The sequence below is a fragment of the Pseudomonas sp. FW305-28 genome (genome assembly GCF_017351395.1).
Lineage (GTDB): Bacteria > Pseudomonadota > Gammaproteobacteria > Pseudomonadales > Pseudomonadaceae > Aquipseudomonas > Aquipseudomonas fluorescens_AA.
On the sequence record NZ_JACNDD010000056.1, the window covers coordinates 1 to 17,331 of the forward strand.

The following is a 17,331-nucleotide window of genomic DNA, read 5'->3' on the forward strand; positions in this document are numbered from 1 at the left end:
CATTGGCCGAAACACAGATGGCATACGCCAGCTTTCCCAAGGAGGCTGAAGCCAAGGTCGGGGAAATCCTGGCAGATATCCGCGCCGGCAGGATAACCACCAAGCGAATCTATCGGTACTACTGGTACACCATGGCCCAACTGTCCCCCGGCGGTGGCAAAGGCGCATGGCGCGCCGCGTTCGAACGCAAGGGCGACACGTGGACACTCCAGGGCTTTTATGATTACCACGGCAATAAGCCCGCGACGGTCTGGGAAGGCTAGGTCGATCGAATCGAGGTCGAGTGGCTGGGGATCAACAGCCAGTGCCTTGCGTCAATAAATCCACAAACGCCTTCGCCATCGGCGAACGCTGGTCCTTGCGCTGCACCAGCCACACGGCCGAGACCGCCGCCGGGTCGAGCAGCGGTCGATAGACCACGCCATCGATGCGCATGCGTTGGTAGGACGCCGGCAATACCGAGACCCCTAGCCCTGCCGCGACCAGGCCGATGATGGTCATGGCCTCACCGGCTTCCTGGGCGAAGTGCGGGCTGAAGCCGGCGTCGCGGGCCAGGCTCAGCAATTGCGCGTAGAGGCCGCTGCCGTAGCTGCGCGGGAAAAACACGAACGGTTCCTGAGCCAACGCCGAGAGGAACAGGCCCTTTTCATCGCCCTGGGCCAGGGGATGCTTGGCGCTGAGCACGGCCACCAGGGGTTCGCGGCTGAGTTCGATTTCCCTCAGGGCGTCGGGCAGCGGCAAGGGCCGCATGATGCCGACCTCGATCGCCTCATCCAGCAGTGCGTCGGCCACTTGGGTGCTGCTCATTTCCCGCAGGTTAAGGTGCACCGCCGGGAAGCGCTGACGGAACGAGAAGATCGCCTGGGGAATGGTCGAGTTGAACGGCGCCGAGGAGGTAAAGCCGATTTTCAGCTCGCCCAATTCCCCCAGTTGGGCACGGCGAGCCACGTCGGCGGCCTTATCGACCTGGACCAACACCCGTCGTGCTTCTTCAAGGAACAGCCGCCCGGCCTCGCTCAGTTCGACTCGACGATTGGTGCGCTCGAACAACCGTGCGCCAATCTCCTGTTCCAGTGCCTGGATCTGCTGGCTCAACGGCGGCTGGGAGATGCCCAGGGCCAGCGCGGCGCGGCCGAAATGCAGCTCTTCGGCAACGGCGATGAAGTAACGCAAGTGACGCAGTTCCATGGGCCATCCAATAGGTCGTCAAACGTCTTAAACAGGTCGAATAATATATTGGATAGAAACATTAGCCAGCTATATGCTTTTTTCATTGCCTGCCTGATCGTGTCCTTGCGAGGTCCACCGTGAAAACTGCTGTCGCTCCATTGGCCCATGAAATCCCGCCGCGTGCGCAGGACGATGTCGTCGCCGAACTCAAGGACATCTACATCGAGAAGGGCACGCCGATGTTCATGCGCACGGTGCTGGCGCTGTTCTGCGGTGGCTTTGCGACCTTTGCCCTGCTGTATTGCGTGCAACCGATGATGCCGCTGTTGTCCAGGGAGTTTTCCATCAACGCGGCGCAGAGCAGCCTGATCCTGTCGGTGGCGACCGGCCTGCTTGCCATCGGCCTGTTGATCACCGGCCCGATTTCCGACCGCATCGGCCGCAAATCGGTGATGGTCACGGCACTGTTCGCCGCGTCAGTGTGCACGATCGCCAGCGCCATGATGCCGACCTGGCAAGGCGTCCTGCTGCTGCGCGCCTTGGTCGGGCTGTCGTTGAGCGGGTTGGCGGCGGTCGCGATGACGTATCTGAGCGAAGAGATTCATCCCAAGCACATCGGCCTGGCGATGGGGCTGTATATCGCTGGCAACGCCATCGGCGGCATGTGCGGGCGCCTGATCACCGGGGTCTTGATCGACTTCGTCAGTTGGCACACCGCGATGCTGGTGATTGGCGGCCTGGCGTTGATCGCGGCGGCGGTGTTCTGGCGAATTCTTCCCGAGTCACGCAACTTCCGTCCCCGTTCGCTGCACCCGCGCAGTCTGCTGGACGGTTTCACCCTGCACTTTCGCGATGCCGGGTTGCCGCTGCTGTTTCTCGAAGCCTTCGTGCTGATGGGCGCGTTCGTGACGCTGTTCAACTACATCGGCTACCGCCTGCTGGCCGAGCCTTATCATCTGGACCAGGCCTTCGTCGGGTTGCTGTCGGTGGTGTACCTGTCGGGCATCTACAGCTCGGCCAAAGTCGGCGCACTGGCGGACAGACTCGGTCGCCGCAAAATGCTCTGGGCGACCATCGCGCTGATGCTGGCCGGCCTCGTGCTGACCATGGCCACCCCGCTGTGGCTGGTGGTCCTGGGCATGTTGGTGTTCACCTTCGGTTTCTTCGGCGCCCATTCGGTCGCCAGCAGTTGGATCGGCCGCCGCGCCCTCAGGGCCAAGGGCCAGGCTTCGTCGCTTTATCTGTTCAGCTACTACGCCGGATCCAGCGTGGCGGGCACGGCCGGCGGCGTGGCCTGGCACCTGGGCGGCTGGAACGGGATCGGCCTGTTCATCGGTGGCTTGCTGGTGATTGCGTTGTGGGTGGCGGTGAAGCTGGCGAAATTGCCGTTGTTGCCGGGGAATGTGCAGGTCTAGCCATCGCTATCCACATTGGAAACAAAGTGGACACTTTGTGGCGAGGGAGCTTGCTCCCGCTGGGTGGCGCAGCCGCCCCAAAACCAGCCACCGCGGTGCAACAGGTAAACCCTGTAAACCCGTTTACGACTGCTGCGCAGCCGAGCGGGAGCAAGCTCCCTCGCCACAAAGGCCACTCGTGCCCTGATCAAAACTGCCGTGTGTCATTGGCGCAAAACCACTCGCGCGCCCAACACACCATTCTCCACTTCCAACGTCAGCGACCGCAGCACCGCGCCCTCTCGTTCCTGTTGATCCAACCAATGAAGCAACGCACTCGCCTCACCACTGACGGCGAGTCGCAACGAGTCGCCGTCGACCTCCATTTGCGCCATGTCCAACCCCGCCGCTGTCGCACTTTCATTGACGCGCACCGACAAGGGCCGCGTGGCGCCAGTCATGTCCCGGGTGGGTTCGGCACGCTGGATCCGGGCGTTCAGCTCGGCCTGTTGCTGATACTGGCGTTCGGCAACTTCCCGTCGTTGCCAGGTCGGTTGCCAAATCGCGGTGTAGGCCAGCGCCACCGACAACGCCCCGGCAAGCCCCAGCAACAGCCCTTGTTCTCGGCGCGACAGGCTTCCCCACGTCTGTTTCAAGACCCGCCAACGATCGACATTCATCAACTGTTCTCCAGTGTGAGGATGGCCTGCACCCGATTGTTCTGTTTGCTCGCGCTGCCCAGGGTGACGGGCAAGCCGTTTTGCTGCCCACGTTCACGCAGTTGTTCAAGCTCGACGAAACTGTTCGCCGTCAGCTGGATCTTCCAGCCTTCGCCTTCACGAAAATCGATACGCTGCACCTCGACGTTGCTGGCGCCAATGACCTGCTCGGTCAGACGGGTCAGGCGCGCGACCTGAGTGTCGTGGCTTTGCCCGCGCCGACTCTGCAATGCCTGGAACTGCACCGCCAGGTCGACAATCCGCTCCTGCCCGGGATACAGCGACCTGAACCGCTGCTCACTTTGGGCATACAAAAGCCGGGTTTCGCGTTCAAGAAAACGTATGCGGGCGTCGCCGAAGGCCCAGGTGAGCACCAACATGCCCAGTGCCACCGCCGAAACACCACGCCATGGCAGCGGTCGACCACGTCGACGGAACTCACCTTGCAACAGGTCGATGGGGCGTCCACCCGCGCTCAGCAGCCATTCATCGATGCCAGGGCAATCGCGCTCTTCGTCCAGCCAGTGAATGTCCTCGGGCAGGCCGGGCTTGAGCGCCGCCAGGGCCCGTGCCGACAACGCCAGCCGTGCCGGCAGCCCTGCGCCCAACAACCAGCGCCCGAACCAACGCACGCCCAATGCCTGGTCCTCGGCAAGCAGGTCGGCATCGACATGCACCGCCCGCGTGTCGATGCCTTGCTCGACGAGCAGCGCCAGCAGCGCCTGGAACCGGGCGCGCTCCGTCACCATCAGCGGATAGCGGTGCTGACGGTCCCGCGGGCCGACGCTGATGTGCAGCGCCTCCAGGTTTTCACTCAGTTGTTCTTCGATGGCGAATGCCAGGGCCTGGGGCCGGGGCTGGCGTCGGGAGGGCCACGGATCGCTGCGCAACCAACTGCACATTTCCATCGGCAACAGCACATCGACGGGCCGGCCGCTCAACTCGCCGGCCGCCTCGTGCAACGGCAGGCGACGACGCTCGCCGCTGGGCGACCACACGCAGCACGGCCAGTTGGCACAAGGTGCGGACAGGCCCTCGGCGGTCAGGTAAAGCCAGGTTTTCATCAAGGAAGCTCACTGGGACTGAAGGGTAAGAAACGTCGCTGACGAACCGTCCAGCGCCCGCTGACAGAATCACGCTCGATATCCGAGGCCAGGCGCAGACGGCTGTCGGCATGGATCACGCTCACGGTGATTCGAAACCAGCGACTGCCCACCCCCAACCCATGGCTGCTGAAGCCCACGCCGGACAGCAACGGGTCGTTGGTAAACGCCTGCACGCTGGGGTATGGCGCGTGGCGACGCTGGTTGACCAACGCCTGGGCGGCCCCAGCCTCCATGCCATCGAGGGTCATCAGCACGCGCTGCGGGGCGGTATTGATGTTCATCCGCGCGTCCTTGGGCAGCAACGCCACCCAGGGCTCCAGGCGCTGTAGCGTCGGGCCATCGATGCCCGGCAACAGGCGCAGTTGACTCAACTCCTGTATCGGTCCGACCTGGGGCAACGACAGCGGCGGCAGATCCAGCGAGGCCAGCAAGCGGGTCCAGCGACCGAGGCTGACCTGATCGATTTGCCCCTGGGCCAGCAGCCCATTGAGATTCAGGCGCCCAGACAAATCCTCGATACCGATGTGCAGCGCGGCGCCGTCCATTTCCATGGCAGGCCCGAGCCGGGCCCAACCCTGGCTCAGGTCAACGGGCCCGGACGGCGTTATCCCACTGCTTTCCAACACCACCCGCGCCCAGTCTTCCCCAGCCAATCCCAATTGCCGCAACTGGACCTGTTGCAGTTGCTGCGCGCTGCTATGCAACAGCAGGCGATGGCTGCGCAACAGCCCACCGACCAGCAGCAATGCCAGGCTCAACACCAGCAGCACGCTGATCAGCGCCACGCCGCGTTGGCGCTTCATGGCAACGCCTCCGGCAACAGCAGCACCCGGCGGACCTGTTCGAAACGCCCCGCAGACACGCTCAACTCCAACGCCAACGGCGCGGTACCGCTCTCGGTTTCACCGCGCCAGCCCCGTTTCCGGTCGAACACGCGCCAGCTCAGGCTGCGGACGTCGTCGAGCAATATCTGCCGCTGCACAAGCGTCATGCCTTCGCCGACACTCTCGCGCCATAACGCGCCGCCCTTGAGCTGATAGCTCACTGTTTGCCGTTCGCTGCGAGGCTGGTCCAGTGGGTTGCGCCAATGGCTGCGCTGCAACTGCAAATGCCCGGGCGCGAGTACGACCGAGTCGGCAACCGCCTGCCACACATCCCGTTCGATCACGCCGACAGCGCGCTGCAAGGCCCTGATGTCGCGCTCATGTTGAGCGACTCCCTGCTGGGTCCGCACGACCCCATCGAACAACCGCCAACTGGCCAGGCCGAGCAAGGCAAAAATGGCGATGGCGATGACCAGCTCCAGCAAGGTGAAACCCGCTTGCCTATTCATGATGGCTGCGGATCCAGCCGATGGTGCGGTGCGCGACGGCCGCGCTGTCGTCGCGGCTGACCTGGATCTCGACCTGCAACAGTCGTCCATCACGGGCCGGGGCGATACGCTGTTGCAAGACCCAAGCGCGGCGATCCAGGTGCCGGTTCAGTCGCTGTTGTCCGGGCGACGTGATGACTTCCAGGCGCAGTTCGCTCAGTTGATTGTCCGCCAGCCAGGCGCCGAACAGACGGTCCTCAAGTGTGACGCTTTGCGTGAGCACGAACTGGCTGGCCGAGAGTACGGCCGCCGCCAGCGTCGCGAAAATCGCCAGGGCGATCATGACTTCCAACAGCGTGAAACCCTGGCAACCGGCGGCCTGCCTGCGCGCGTTACTCATCGATCAGCGGCTCCGCCAGGCCATCGCTCGACACCCGGGCAACCGCTTGCCCTGCGACGTTGATGAACAGCTTGAACGGACTGATCTCGTCACTGCTGAGCATCAGCAACTGGGGTGAGCCGTGAATGGCATCGAGCGATAGGACATGACCGTCCAGCTCCAACCCGAGCGTCAAGCCCTCGGGCAATCGATGCGGCATCGACACGACCGTCCAACCCTGGACGTCGAGTCGCAACGCCTGATAACCGCCGGGCTGCACGTGCACACCATATTCCTGCCCGTCCAGCACCGCCCGCTCGCGCAACTGCTGCACCAGCGCAACGAAGTCCCGGGCTTGCTGGCGGGCTTCACGCGCCGGGCCCGGCCCGGTGGCGAAGCGGACCATGCCCCCCAGGACGCCGATCAAGACGATAACGACCATCAGCTCCAACAAGGTGAAGCCCCGGCAACGGCGCGGCATGTTCACTCGGCCCAATTGCCGATGTCGGCCGCCATCCCTTCACCACCCGACACGCCATCGGCGCCCAGGGAGTAGAGGTCATAGCCGCCATCGAGGGATTTGTGTCCGGGGTTGAGGTACTGGTAGGGCGTGCCCCAAGGGTCGACCGGCAAGCTTTTCAGATAACCCTGGGGATTCCAGTTCCTGGCCGCGGGGGTACCGGACGGGCGTTTGCTCAACGCCTCCAGGCCTTGTTGGGTCGAGGGGTACTGGAAGTTGTCGAGGCGGTACATTTCCAGGGCCGTGGCGATCGCCTGGATATCGGTGCGGGCGGCCGTGACCTTGGCCTGGTCGGGTCGGCTCATGAACTGCGGCACGACGATAGCGCCCAGTACGCCAATGATGACCACCACCACCATGATTTCGATCAGGGTAAAACCGCGTTGTTGCTGGCGTGCGGGTCGCTTGCTTTGGAGTTTCATCGGTCAGTTCACCAATTGGTTGAGGCTAAGGATGGGGAGGAGGATGGCCATGACGATCAGCAGCACGACGCCACCCATCAGCACCAACATGGCCGGTTCGAAAAGGCTCACCACCAACGCGATGCGCGCCGCGAGGCTGGCTTCCTGTTGTTCGGCGGCCCGGGCCAGCATGTTGTCGAGTTCGCCGGCCCGTTCGCCGCTGGCGATCATGTGCAGCATCAGCGGCGGAATATCACCGCCCTGCTCCAGGCCACGGGTCAGGGTCCCGCCCTCACGTACCGAACGTGCAACGTCCGCCATGCGGGCGCGGATCGTCAGGTTGCCGATCACCTGGGCGGCGATGTGCAAGGCCTCCACCAGCGGCACCGCGCTTTTGCTCAGGATCGCCAAGGTGCTGGCGAATCGCGCCGCCTCCATCGCCCGCAGCACCTCGCCCAGCAGCGGCAGCCGCAGCAACAAGCGATGCCAGCGCAGGCGCCACGCCGGTTGGCGCAGGCTCCAGCGCCACAACCCGAACAGCCCGGCCAGGGCACCGAGCAGCACCAGGCCATGGCGGCGCAAGCCGTCGCTCACGGCGATCAGCGCCTGGGTCAGCCAGGGCAACGGCTGACCGCTGTCGATGAAAATCTTCACCACATCCGGCACCACATAACCGAGCAGGAACGCGACAATCGCGACACAGGCCAGCATCAGGATCAGCGGGTACACCAACGCCAGTTGAATACGCTGGCGCGAGGCCTGGCGCGCCTGGGTGTAGCTCGCCAGTTGCTCCAACACCTGGCCCAGGTGACCCGACTGCTCGCCCGCCGCGACCGTGGCGCAGAACAGTTCAGGGAACGCTTGAGGGAAAGCCCTCAGTGCCGTTGCCAGCGCGTGGCCTTCCATCACCCGGCTGCGCACCGCCGCCAGCAGGTGGGCAACGCGGCGTTTCTGGCTCTGTTGCGCCACCGCCCCCAGGGACTCCTCAAGGGGCAGGCCGGCCTGGATCAAGGTGGACAGCTGCAACGTCAGCAACGCCAGATCCGCCGGCCCCAAACGCCCCCCGGCATGGCGTCCGCCCAGGACCCGCTGTTCCTTGGCTTGCGCCAGCTCGCTGGGCAGCAAGCCACGCTCGCGCAACAATTGGCGAGCATGGCGGGGGCTGTCGGCTTCCACGCGGCCCTTGCAGCGTCGGCCCTGGGGGTTTTCGGCCCGATAATCGAAGGTCGGCATGGCGCTAATCCTCCTGGGTAATGCGCAGCAGTTCGTCGACACTGGTCAGGCCTTCCAGCACGCGCTGGCGACCGTCCTGGAACAGGCTCCGGGAGGTCTTGCGGGCCTCGGCGGCTAGCGCCTGCTCGGTGGCGCCCTGGTGAATCAACTGCGACAGGGCGGCGTTGACATGCACCAGCTCATAGATGCCGAAGCGCCCGCGATAGCCTTTCTGGCATCGCTCGCAGCCCTGGGCCTTGAACAACTTGGGCGCGGCATCGGCGTCGAGGCCCAGGCGCCGACACGTGGCGGCGTCGGCCACATAAGGGGCTTTGCAGGAGGGGCACAGACAGCGCAACAAACGCTGGGCGACGATGCCGGCCAGGGACGACGCCAGCAGATACGCATCCACGCCCATGTCCACCAGCCGCGTGACCGCGCCGACGGCGGTGTTGGTGTGCAGGGTCGAGAGCACCAGGTGCCCGGTCAGCGACGCCTGGACGGCGATTTCGGCGGTCTCGCGGTCGCGTATTTCGCCGACCATCACCACGTCCGGGTCCTGGCGCAATATGGCCCGCAAGCCGCGGGCGAAGGTCATGTCGACTTTCGGGTTGACCGGCATCTGGCCGATACCCGGCAGGTGATATTCGATGGGGTCTTCGACCGTGAGGATGTTGCGGCTCTGGTCGTTGATGCTGCTCAGCGCCGCGTACAGGCTGGTGGTCTTCCCCGACCCCGTGGGCCCGGTGACCAACACGATGCCGTGGGGCTTGCCGAGCAACTGGCGCAGGCTCGCCAGGGTGTCGTCGGGCAGGCCCAGGCGTTGCAGATCCAGGCGCCCGGCCTGCTTGTCGAGCAGGCGCAACACCACCCGCTCGCCATGGGCCGAAGGCAGGGTCGAGACCCGCACATCGACCTCGTGCCCGGCCAGGCGCAACGCCATCCGGCCGTCCTGGGGCACGCGTTTTTCGGCGATGTCCAGGCGCGCCATGACCTTGATCCGCGACACCAGCAGGTTCGCCAGTTCCCGGCGCGGGCGCAGCATTTCCTGTAACTGCCCGTCGATGCGCATACGCACCGACAGGTATTGCTCGAATGTTTCCAGGTGCACATCCGAGGCGTGCTCGCGGACCGCCTCGCTGAGCAGCGCATTGATCAGGCGAATGATCGGCGCATCACCCTGCTGCTCCAACAGGTCGGTGGTCTGCGGCATCTGGTCGGCCAGGCTGAGCAGGTCCAGTTCCTCGTCCAGGCCTTGGGCTACCTGCTCGGCAGCGCTTTGGCCCTGGCGATAGACGCTGGCCAGGCGCGCGGCGAACTGCGCCGGCGCCAGGACCTGTACAGGTAGATCCCGCCCACACAGGCGCCGGACTTCAGCCACGGCAGTCAGGGGCGTGTCGCTGCGCATCGCCAGGCTCAAGGTCGGCCCCGCGCCTTCCAGCAGCACGCCCAGGCGCCTGGCGAAACCAAAGGGCAACGGCTCGCTCACAGGCCCTCCGGCTGCGGTGCAAGCAGGTCGACCACCGGCTCCTGCGCAGACGATTCGAACAACTGGCGGGCGTCCCGGGGCAGCAGCAGCGAATTGTTTTTCCGCGAGCCAGGTTTGCTCAACTCCCGGAGCGCGTCGTAGCGTTGCCGGCTCACATCGGCCAGGTCTTCGCTGCTGCGCACGATGGTCGGGCGCAGGAACACCATCAAGTTGCTTTTGGTCTGGGTGTCGCGGTTCCAGCGAAACAACGCGCCCAAGTAGGGAATGCTGCGCAGCAGCGGCACACCGCTTTGCTGGCTGCGGACACTGTCGCGGATCAGGCCGCCGATCACGATGATCTCGCCATCGTCCGCCAGGATCGTGCTCTTCAAGGCGCGCTTGTTGGTGATCAGGTCCGAGGAGTCCACACCGGAGACCGACGGCGCGATGTCCGACACCTCCTGCTCGACTTCAAGGCGCAAGGTCGAGCCTTCGTTGATGTAAGGCTTGACCTTGAGGCTGATACCCACGTCCTTGCGCTCCACAGTGGTGAACGGATTGTCCGCGCCGTTGCCGCTGGTGGCGTAGGAACCCGTCTTGAACGGAACGTTCTGGCCCACGATGATTTCCGCTTCCTGGTTATCCAGGGTCAGCAGGCTGGGGGTGGACAGCAGGTTGCTGTGGGCATTGCTCGCCAGCGCCGAGACCAGTGCACTGAAGCGATCGCCACCGAGGCGCAGGAATGCGCTTTCCTTGGTTTTATCCAGCTTGTTGAAGTCCAGGCCGATGATCGGGATGTCGGTTCCCGGGAAATTGATGCTCCCTGTCGCGCTGCCGCTCTTGAGTCCCCACTGCACCCCCAGCGCTTCGGAGATATCTCCGCTCACCTCGACGATGGCTGCATGAATGAGCACCTGGGCCCGGGGTTGGTCCAACTCCCGGACGATGTTCTCGATGATGCGGACCTGGGCCGGCTCGGCGATCAAGACCAAGGCATTCTGGCTTTCATCGGCCTTGATCCTGAAGGGGCTGGCCCCCGCGGTTTCCCGTTGGCCAGCGAGGGCCGGCGTGGTTTTCCTATCCTGGCCGACACCCTCCAGTACCTCGGCCAACTGTTTGGCATCGCTGTGACGCAGACGGATGACCCGCGCGTTGTCCTGGGAGGCGGCTGCCGGTACGTCCAGGGTCCGGGCCAGGTCGACCAGGCGTTGACGCACCGCGGGCGCGCCGATGATCACCAGCCGATTGCTGCGGGCATCGGCGATCACCACACCCGCCGTATCCCCCTCGCGCTTGCCGCCGGAGGCTTCCACGAGTGGGGCGATGTCCCCGGCCTGGGCGTGCTTCAAGCGCACCACCACGTGATTGCGGTTGCGTCCTGAATCCAACCGTTGCACCACGCCGGCGATGCGCTGGACGTTGGCGGCGGTGTCGGTGACTACCAGGGCGTTGGACGATACCGAAGGACCGACGTAACCATTGGCCGATACCAAGGGGCGGATCAGCCCGGCGACATCGGCGGCGATGCTCGATTGCAGGTCGAGGACCCGGGTGACGAACTGCGACGGTGTAGTGCTGTGTTCGTCGGCGACACCGGCACGCGTCTTGGCATCGCTGACCGGCGTGATCAGGATCCGCTCGCCTTCGTCGATCACGGTGAAGTTATGGGCGTCGAGTACCGAATAGAACAACCGCCGCACCCCTTCGCGGTCCAGCGCCTCACGGGACATGACCGTGATGCGCCCCGACACTCGGGGGTCGAGCACCACGGTCTTGCCCAGGATCGCGGAGAACTCTTCGACCACATCGCGCAGTTCCGCGTTGTTCATCGCCAATTGCCACTGAGCCTCTTCGGCCTGCAGCCAACCGGCGGGCGTCAGCAGGCAAGACGCGGCGAGGCAGAACAGGACACGCGAAACACGGCCCCGGATAAAGCTGTTCATGAATTCGATCACTCTGATTGCCCGGCCACCGGGCGTAGGTATTGCGAGGAATGCGGCGCGGCATGGCCCCCGTCTTCGAGGCTCAGCCGGCGCAGCAGGGGTTTGGCTGCGGGTTGCAGGGCCAAGCGCTCTTCACGTCCGTTACGCCACAACGTCACATGGCTGGCCTCGACCCGGCGCAGCACGCTGCCACCCGGCAAACGCTCGCCCACCTGGTAAATGCGCGGGCCGGCGGCGTCCGCCAGCAAGGCCCGCGACAAACCTTGGCCAGCGACAAAACTGGCTTGCAACGTGATCGGTTCGGCGCTTGGCGCCTGGGCACCTTCAGGCGCCAGGCCGAGCACAGTCGCCACCGCTTGGACATTGGGCAAGTCACGATGCGGCGCCACCGGCGAGTCGCTCACCACCGGTACATCACGGCCCAATGCCTGGCGAAAACGCCATTCCTGCCCGGCCAGCAATGCCCCATAGAGCAGCGGCACGAGCACCAGCGCCAGCGTCGGCAAACGGCTGCCGACCCGCACCGGCAGGCTCAACTTTGCACTCGCGGGAGGGTGACCGCCGGCTTGGCGAAGGACATCCGGCGCACCACCCTACGCCCGGAAAACTCATGCCAGAGCACCGCGCACAGGTGCAACGCGACAAGCATCGAAAGCACCATGCAAGACTGCACGTGGATCGTGTTGGCCAGTTCGATCAACACCGGATCAGCCAATGGCTGAGGAAATCGAACGAAGCCGAAGACACTGATGGCGCTTTTCATCATCAGCACGCCGGTCACCAGCACGACGCCGATCACCAGGTAGATCAGCGCGTGCACCGCCAAGGCCAGCCTCTTGTTCAAGGAAAGCGCCGTCCCCTGGGGCTCCCGTTCGCACACGAACAGCCAGGTCCGCCATACGAAAAACGGAATGAACAGCGTGGTCAGCGACACATTGAATGACCCGACCCATTGTTGGGTCGAAGCGGACACCGGGTTGAACGCCACATAAAAACCGGACGCCAACGCCCACAGGATAATGACCGCCGACAGCCAGTGCAGCAGCACCCGCCGCCTTGAGTAATTGATAGACATCACTGCGTTCTCGTCTGAAGGCCCCAGGCAACCTTGCGAGTCGCCCGGGGCCGTGCCTGTCAGGACTTACAGCTTGTCCCAGGCGCTTTGCCACGACGCACCGACACCTGGCTCGAAACCGTTCGACGTCGGGGTGTATTGCTTGCAGTAGCCGGACGCTGGGAACGGCTTGCATTCGAAGACTTCGTCAGTCGCGCGCTGCAGCACTTTCGTGCCGGCGGTGTACTCGCTGATGCCATTAGGGAATTCGAAGTCGTACTCGATGCCTACGCCCTCGCCGGTCAGGGTGACCGCTTGGGTCTCCTGGCGAGTGGTACGGCCGTCTACGGTAGTCCCCACCAGCGTCAGGGTGTGCGCGCCTGGGGCGCTGCGCACGTCCAGGTTCAGGCCGGTGCTGCCTGCGCCCACGGTCTGGCTCACGACACCCACCTGCTTGTTCTTTTCATCGAACAGAGTGGCTTCAAGATTCATGCTGCGGTTTGTCTGCGCAGTGAACGCCATGCTGACCCGCCCTTTGTCGAGGACGTACTCGGGCTGCAGGGAGGAAATCTCCATATTGGCGCTGGCGTCTTCGCGCATGTCCAGTTGCACTTCGTAGCGCGTCACAGCGCTTTCTTTCTGGGCATACAGACTGTTGGCGCCCTTGGCCGGCGCGATGTTGCCATCCTCGTCCCGAACACCGGCACGAATGAGCGGATAAGCCTTGTTGAGGGCCTCGGCCAGTTTGAACGACCAGTTTTCCGCCTTGCCTTCCTCAGCGTTGTCGATGCTGATTTCCAGGCTGTACTCGGCATTTTCGCCGCTGGCGGAGAATGCCCGGGCCTTGACCTTGTCGCCCACCAGCAACGGGGTCGATGGCGCAATGCTGCCCACCGCCGACCAGCCGCCCGGCAACGCAGCTTCGGCGAGGATGTTCACATCAATCGGGTTGTAGAACGCGTTATCGGTATCGCCCACCGTCCAGACCGCCAGGACGACGTGATGACCTGTCTTGCTGTCGGGAATGACGCAGTTGTGCGGGGCACCTGCTACCGGAACTTGATTACCGCCATCCACCGTACAGAACGGCGTGGTGTCGAACGAGGCACGCTTGAGCACTTCGTTCGGGTTCCAACCGTCGCGGGTAATGAAATACTCATGTTTGGTCGCCGGGTGCGCTGCGGAGTATTGCCATTGGAAGACAATGTTGCGGTCCTTGATTTCAGTCAGGTGCCAGCGCGAAGCCGATTGCGCATCAAGGGCAGAAAACAGGGCACTGCCGCCGCTGGCGATCTTGCCATCGACAGGGCCTTGCAGTGGTCCGCCACCGGCTCCATTCGGGAAACCCTTGAAGGTTTCGCCGGTACTCTGCGGCTCGTATTGCGCGTCGCCGCAGTGCTGGTTGACACCTCTCTGGCACAACAATGCACGAGAAGGCGGTACTTCGACGAAACCGTGGGCCAGCACACTTTGGGATGCCGCCATGGCCGACAACAGAACTAGCGAGGACGCACACCCCGTTAACACATTGCTCTTGTTGAAGTTGTTCTTCATATAAAATTCCAGACTAGTCATCAAAAATGAAAGACGTATCACCGTCCTCTTGAAAGGTGCGCCAGACCGCTCAGCGCCTGCCCTTGCAAGTGCCCGGAACCTTATAGAAAGTTGAATATTTCATGTGTAGGACAAATCTCTCAACTTAGAAGGAATGATCTCTGAATCAATTTCCCCTACATAACTTGAGAAACTTCTTACGAATAGAAATAACTATCGAAAAAAAAGATAAATAAACACAAACAAACACATCAGGCATAACTACCGGCTGGGTTTATGGCGGATCGTTAAACACGCGAGCAATAAAAAGCCTGTCCGGCACAGGTCCGGACAGGCTGGGTGACAGGGGCAGCAATCAGACGTGATATTGCGCCGACAACTCATGCACCGCCCGCAGGAAGGCGCCGGCGTGTTCGGGGTCGACTTCCGGGGTGATGCCATGGCCGAGGTTGAACACATGACCGCTGCCACTGCCGTAGCTGGCCAGGATGCGTCCGACTTCAGCGCGGATGGCTTCAGGCTTGGCGTAGAGCACGGTCGGGTCCATGTTGCCTTGCAGGGCGACCTTGTGACCGACACGTTCGCGGGCGTTGCCAATGTCGCAGGTCCAGTCCAGGCCCAAGGCGTCGGCGCCGGCCTCGGCGATGCTTTCCAGCCACAGGCCGCCGTTCTTGGTGAACAGGATCACCGGGACTGTGCGACCTTCGTGCTCGCGGATCAGGCCGCTGACGATCTTGCGCATGTAGGCCAGGGAAAACTCCTGGTATGCCGCCGCCGACAGGTTGCCGCCCCAGGTATCGAAGATCTGCACCGCTTGCGCGCCGGCCAGGATCTGGCCGTTGAGGTAGGACGTGACCGACTGGGCCAGCTTGTCCAGCAACAGGTGCATGGCTTGGGGGTTGTCGTAGAGCATCGCCTTGGTCTTGCGGAAGTCCTTCGACGAACCGCCTTCGACCATGTAGGTCGCCAGGGTCCAGGGGCTGCCGGAGAAACCGATCAGCGGCACGCGACCATTGAGTTCACGGCGAATGGTGCTGACCGCGTCCATGACGTAGCCCAGGTCCTTCTGCGGATCGGGAATCGGCAGGGCCTCGATGTCGGCCAGGGTGCTGACGACTTTCTTGAAACGCGGGCCTTCGCCGGTCTCGAAGTACAAGCCCTGCCCCATGGCGTCGGGAATGGTGAGGATGTCGGAGAACAGGATCGCCGCGTCCAACTGCGGATAACGGTCCAGCGGCTGCATCGTGACTTCGCAGGCGAACTGGGGGTTCATGCACAGGCTCATGAAGTCACCGGCCTTGGCGCGGCTGGCGCGGTACTCCGGCAGATAGCGACCGGCCTGGCGCATCATCCATACAGGGGTGACGTCCACGGGTTGCTTGAGCAGGGCGCGAAGGAAACGGTCGTTCTTCAGGGCAGTCATGTCGGCATCCGGAAAAAAAGTGCGGGCATTTTCTCAGAGCGCGACGCAAAAGGCACGGCAAGAGCCGTGCCTTTTATCTATCGGGGCAATTTGTCGCGGTGCCATGCAATATTCAGCAACACCACAAAGCAATTGTGGGAGCGAGCTTGCTCGCGATGAGGGCGTCACATTCAACACGCTCGTCGACTGATCCACCGCTATCGCTAGCAAGCTCGCTCCCACATTTTGATCGCATTCCAGCGTTAGGAAGTGATCAGACCCCCAGGTAATCCAGGATCCCTTCCGCCGCATTGCGGCCTTCGAAGATCGCCGTCACCACCAGGTCGGAACCCCGGACCATGTCGCCACCGGCGAAGATCTTCGGGTTGCTGGTCTGGTGCTTGTACTGGCCCTGCTCCGGCGCTACGACACGGCCCTGGCTGTCGGTCTGGATGCTGAACTGCTCGAACCACGGCGCCGGGCTCGGGCGGAAGCCGAAGGCGATGACCACGGCGTCGGCCGGGATGATCTCTTCGGAACCCGGGATCGGCTCGGGGCTGCGACGGCCACGGGCGTCCGGTTCGCCGAGACGGGTCTCGACCACCTTCACGCCTTCGACCTTGTCTTCACCGACAATGGCGATCGGCTGGCGGTTGTAGAGGAATTTCACGCCTTCTTCCTTGGCGTTCTTCACCTCTTTGCGCGAGCCGGGCATGTTCGCTTCGTCGCGACGATAGGCGCAGGTCACCGACTTGGCGCCCTGGCGAATCGACGTGCGGTTGCAGTCCATCGCCGTGTCGCCACCGCCAAGCACCACGACCTTCTTGCCTTTCATGTCGACGAAATCTTCCGGCGACTTTTCAAAGCCCAGGTTGCGGTTGACGTTGGCGATCAGGAAGTCGAGCGCATCGTAGACGCCCGGCAGGTCCTCACCGGCAAAGCCACCCTTCATGTAGGTGTAGGTGCCCATGCCCATGAAGACCGCATCGTATTCCTCGAGCAGTTGCTCCATGGTCACGTCCTTGCCCACCTCGGTGTTCAGGCGGAACTCGATGCCCATGCCGGTGAAGACTTCGCGACGATTGCTCAGCACGGTCTTTTCCAGCTTGAACTCGGGGATGCCAAAGGTCAGCAGGCCACCGATTTCCGGGTTCTTGTCGAACACCACCGGGGTCACGCCACCGCGTACCAGCACGTCGGCACAGCCCAGGCCCGCCGGGCCGGCACCGATGATCGCCACGCGCTTGCCGGTCGGCTTGACCTTGGACATGTCCGGGCGCCAGCCCATGGCGAACGCGGTGTCGGTGATGTACTTCTCCACCGAACCGATGGTCACCGCGCCAAAACCGTCGTTGAGGGTGCAGGCACCTTCACACAGGCGATCCTGCGGGCACACACGGCCGCAGACTTCCGGCAGGGTGTTGGTCTGGTGGGACAGCTCGGCGGCCTGGAGGATGTTGCCCTCGGCCACCAGTTTCAGCCAGTTGGGAATGAAGTTGTGCACCGGGCACTTCCATTCGCAGTACGGGTTACCGCAACCCAGGCAGCGGTGGGCCTGGTCGGCCGACTGCTGGGGTTTGAAAGGCTCGTAGATTTCCACGAACTCTTTCTTGCGTTGACGCAACAGTTTCTTCTTCGGATCCTTGCGCCCGACATCGATGAACTGGAAGTCGTTATTCAGACGTTCAGCCATTGTT

General features: G+C 63.3%; 18 protein-coding genes. 2 read left to right on the forward strand and 16 right to left on the reverse strand.

Annotated elements, in window-relative coordinates; all coding sequences use genetic code 11:
- Positions 1-263: hypothetical protein (locus J4E53_RS14810; protein ID WP_207268157.1), on the forward strand; the 263-nt coding region annotated here is incomplete at its 5' end.
- A gap of 31 nt (positions 264-294) precedes the next feature.
- Here J4E53_RS14810 and J4E53_RS14815 read toward each other — a convergent pair.
- Positions 295-1,188, reverse strand: a complete 894-nt coding sequence (locus J4E53_RS14815; RefSeq protein WP_103308977.1) for a LysR family transcriptional regulator — start codon at positions 1,186-1,188, stop codon at positions 295-297.
- Positions 1,189-1,409: 221 nt separating this feature from the next.
- On the opposite strand from J4E53_RS14815, the gene J4E53_RS14820 reads away from it, so the two are divergent.
- Positions 1,410-2,585 (forward strand): MFS transporter, encoded by a 1,176-nt coding sequence (locus tag J4E53_RS14820; protein ID WP_259333230.1) that lies wholly within the window; start codon positions 1,410-1,412, stop codon positions 2,583-2,585.
- Between the two features lie 203 nt (positions 2,586-2,788).
- On the opposite strand, the gene gspM is transcribed toward J4E53_RS14820, so the two are convergent.
- The 15 genes from gspM to J4E53_RS14895 all read right to left on the reverse strand — a co-directional run bounded on the left by gspM (position 2,789) and on the right by J4E53_RS14895 (position 17,327).
- Complete coding sequence (gene gspM / locus J4E53_RS14825) at positions 2,789-3,244, reverse strand: type II secretion system protein GspM (protein WP_103308980.1); 456 nt, start codon at positions 3,242-3,244, stop codon at positions 2,789-2,791.
- The gene (gspL, locus tag J4E53_RS14830) at positions 3,244-4,347 is read right to left on the reverse strand and encodes a type II secretion system protein GspL (protein ID WP_103308982.1); all 1,104 of its coding nucleotides are present in this window, start codon (positions 4,345-4,347) and stop codon (positions 3,244-3,246) included. Before gspL ends, gspM begins: the two co-directional genes overlap by 1 nt.
- Positions 4,347-5,192 carry a type II secretion system protein GspK gene (locus J4E53_RS14835; RefSeq protein ID WP_103308984.1) on the reverse strand — a complete coding sequence of 282 codons (846 nt, stop codon included), beginning with the start codon at positions 5,190-5,192 and terminating at the stop codon, positions 4,347-4,349. Before J4E53_RS14835 ends, gspL begins: the two co-directional genes overlap by 1 nt.
- Positions 5,189-5,722 (reverse strand): type II secretion system protein GspJ, encoded by a 534-nt coding sequence (locus J4E53_RS14840; protein ID WP_103308985.1) that lies wholly within the window; start codon positions 5,720-5,722, stop codon positions 5,189-5,191. The genes J4E53_RS14835 and J4E53_RS14840 overlap by 4 nt, the downstream gene beginning before the upstream one ends.
- Entirely contained in the window at positions 5,715-6,101 is a 387-nt protein-coding gene (gspI, locus tag J4E53_RS14845) for a type II secretion system minor pseudopilin GspI (RefSeq protein ID WP_103308987.1), read from the reverse strand. Before gspI ends, J4E53_RS14840 begins: the two co-directional genes overlap by 8 nt.
- Complete coding sequence (gspH, locus tag J4E53_RS14850) at positions 6,094-6,561, reverse strand: type II secretion system minor pseudopilin GspH (protein ID WP_103308988.1); 468 nt, start codon at positions 6,559-6,561, stop codon at positions 6,094-6,096. The genes gspI and gspH overlap by 8 nt, the downstream gene beginning before the upstream one ends.
- A gap of 2 nt (positions 6,562-6,563) precedes the next feature.
- Positions 6,564-7,022, reverse strand: coding sequence for a type II secretion system major pseudopilin GspG (gspG, locus tag J4E53_RS14855; protein WP_060739546.1), 459 nt, complete (start codon positions 7,020-7,022; stop codon positions 6,564-6,566).
- Positions 7,023-7,025: 3 nt separating this feature from the next.
- The gene (gspF, locus tag J4E53_RS14860) at positions 7,026-8,234 is read right to left on the reverse strand and encodes a type II secretion system inner membrane protein GspF (RefSeq protein ID WP_103308990.1); all 1,209 of its coding nucleotides are present in this window, start codon (positions 8,232-8,234) and stop codon (positions 7,026-7,028) included.
- 4 nt (positions 8,235-8,238) lie between these two features.
- On the reverse strand, positions 8,239-9,702 hold the full coding sequence (gene gspE / locus J4E53_RS14865; RefSeq protein ID WP_060739548.1) for a type II secretion system ATPase GspE: 1,464 nt from the start codon (positions 9,700-9,702) through the stop codon (positions 8,239-8,241).
- Positions 9,699-11,624 (reverse strand): type II secretion system secretin GspD, encoded by a 1,926-nt coding sequence (gene gspD / locus J4E53_RS14870; protein ID WP_177431713.1) that lies wholly within the window; start codon positions 11,622-11,624, stop codon positions 9,699-9,701. The genes gspE and gspD overlap by 4 nt, the downstream gene beginning before the upstream one ends.
- A gap of 8 nt (positions 11,625-11,632) precedes the next feature.
- Positions 11,633-12,160, reverse strand: coding sequence for a type II secretion system protein N (locus tag J4E53_RS14875; RefSeq protein WP_060739549.1), 528 nt, complete (start codon positions 12,158-12,160; stop codon positions 11,633-11,635).
- The gene (locus J4E53_RS14880; RefSeq protein WP_103308993.1) at positions 12,157-12,699 is read right to left on the reverse strand and encodes a cytochrome b; all 543 of its coding nucleotides are present in this window, start codon (positions 12,697-12,699) and stop codon (positions 12,157-12,159) included. The genes J4E53_RS14875 and J4E53_RS14880 overlap by 4 nt, the downstream gene beginning before the upstream one ends.
- Before the next feature lie 66 nt (positions 12,700-12,765).
- Positions 12,766-14,232 (reverse strand): N-acetylglucosamine-binding protein GbpA, encoded by a 1,467-nt coding sequence (gene gbpA / locus J4E53_RS14885; protein ID WP_103308994.1) that lies wholly within the window; start codon positions 14,230-14,232, stop codon positions 12,766-12,768.
- A 355-nt stretch (positions 14,233-14,587) separates the two neighbouring features.
- Positions 14,588-15,655 (reverse strand): uroporphyrinogen decarboxylase, encoded by a 1,068-nt coding sequence (gene hemE, locus J4E53_RS14890; RefSeq protein ID WP_060739552.1) that lies wholly within the window; start codon positions 15,653-15,655, stop codon positions 14,588-14,590.
- 253 nt (positions 15,656-15,908) lie between these two features.
- Complete coding sequence (locus J4E53_RS14895; protein WP_039592434.1) at positions 15,909-17,327, reverse strand: FAD-dependent oxidoreductase; 1,419 nt, start codon at positions 17,325-17,327, stop codon at positions 15,909-15,911.
- Positions 17,328-17,331 lie beyond the last annotated feature (4 nt).

Excerpts from the sequence above, each read along its gene's own strand:
- J4E53_RS14835 (WP_103308984.1), bottom strand. The coding sequence starts at position 5,192 with ATGAAGCGCCAACGCGGCGTGGCGCTGATCAGCGTGCTGCTGGTGTTG.
- gspG (WP_060739546.1), bottom strand. The coding sequence starts at position 7,022 with ATGAAACTCCAAAGCAAGCGACCCGCACGCCAGCAACAACGCGGTTTT.
- gspM (WP_103308980.1), bottom strand. The coding sequence starts at position 3,244 with ATGAATGTCGATCGTTGGCGGGTCTTGAAACAGACGTGGGGAAGCCTG.
- gspI (WP_103308987.1), bottom strand. The coding sequence starts at position 6,101 with ATGAGTAACGCGCGCAGGCAGGCCGCCGGTTGCCAGGGTTTCACGCTG.
- J4E53_RS14895 (WP_039592434.1), bottom strand. The coding sequence starts at position 17,327 with ATGGCTGAACGTCTGAATAACGACTTCCAGTTCATCGATGTCGGGCGC.
- J4E53_RS14815 (WP_103308977.1), bottom strand. The coding sequence starts at position 1,188 with ATGGAACTGCGTCACTTGCGTTACTTCATCGCCGTTGCCGAAGAGCTG.
- hemE (WP_060739552.1), bottom strand. The coding sequence starts at position 15,655 with ATGACTGCCCTGAAGAACGACCGTTTCCTTCGCGCCCTGCTCAAGCAA.
- gspD (WP_177431713.1), bottom strand. The coding sequence starts at position 11,624 with ATGAACAGCTTTATCCGGGGCCGTGTTTCGCGTGTCCTGTTCTGCCTC.
- gspL (WP_103308982.1), bottom strand. The coding sequence starts at position 4,347 with ATGAAAACCTGGCTTTACCTGACCGCCGAGGGCCTGTCCGCACCTTGT.
- gspF (WP_103308990.1), bottom strand. The coding sequence starts at position 8,234 with ATGCCGACCTTCGATTATCGGGCCGAAAACCCCCAGGGCCGACGCTGC.
- J4E53_RS14880 (WP_103308993.1), bottom strand. The coding sequence starts at position 12,699 with ATGTCTATCAATTACTCAAGGCGGCGGGTGCTGCTGCACTGGCTGTCG.
- J4E53_RS14820 (WP_259333230.1), top strand. The coding sequence starts at position 1,410 with ATGTTCATGCGCACGGTGCTGGCGCTGTTCTGCGGTGGCTTTGCGACC.
- J4E53_RS14840 (WP_103308985.1), bottom strand. The coding sequence starts at position 5,722 with ATGAATAGGCAAGCGGGTTTCACCTTGCTGGAGCTGGTCATCGCCATC.
- gbpA (WP_103308994.1), bottom strand. The coding sequence starts at position 14,232 with ATGAAGAACAACTTCAACAAGAGCAATGTGTTAACGGGGTGTGCGTCC.
- gspH (WP_103308988.1), bottom strand. The coding sequence starts at position 6,561 with ATGCCGCGCCGTTGCCGGGGCTTCACCTTGTTGGAGCTGATGGTCGTT.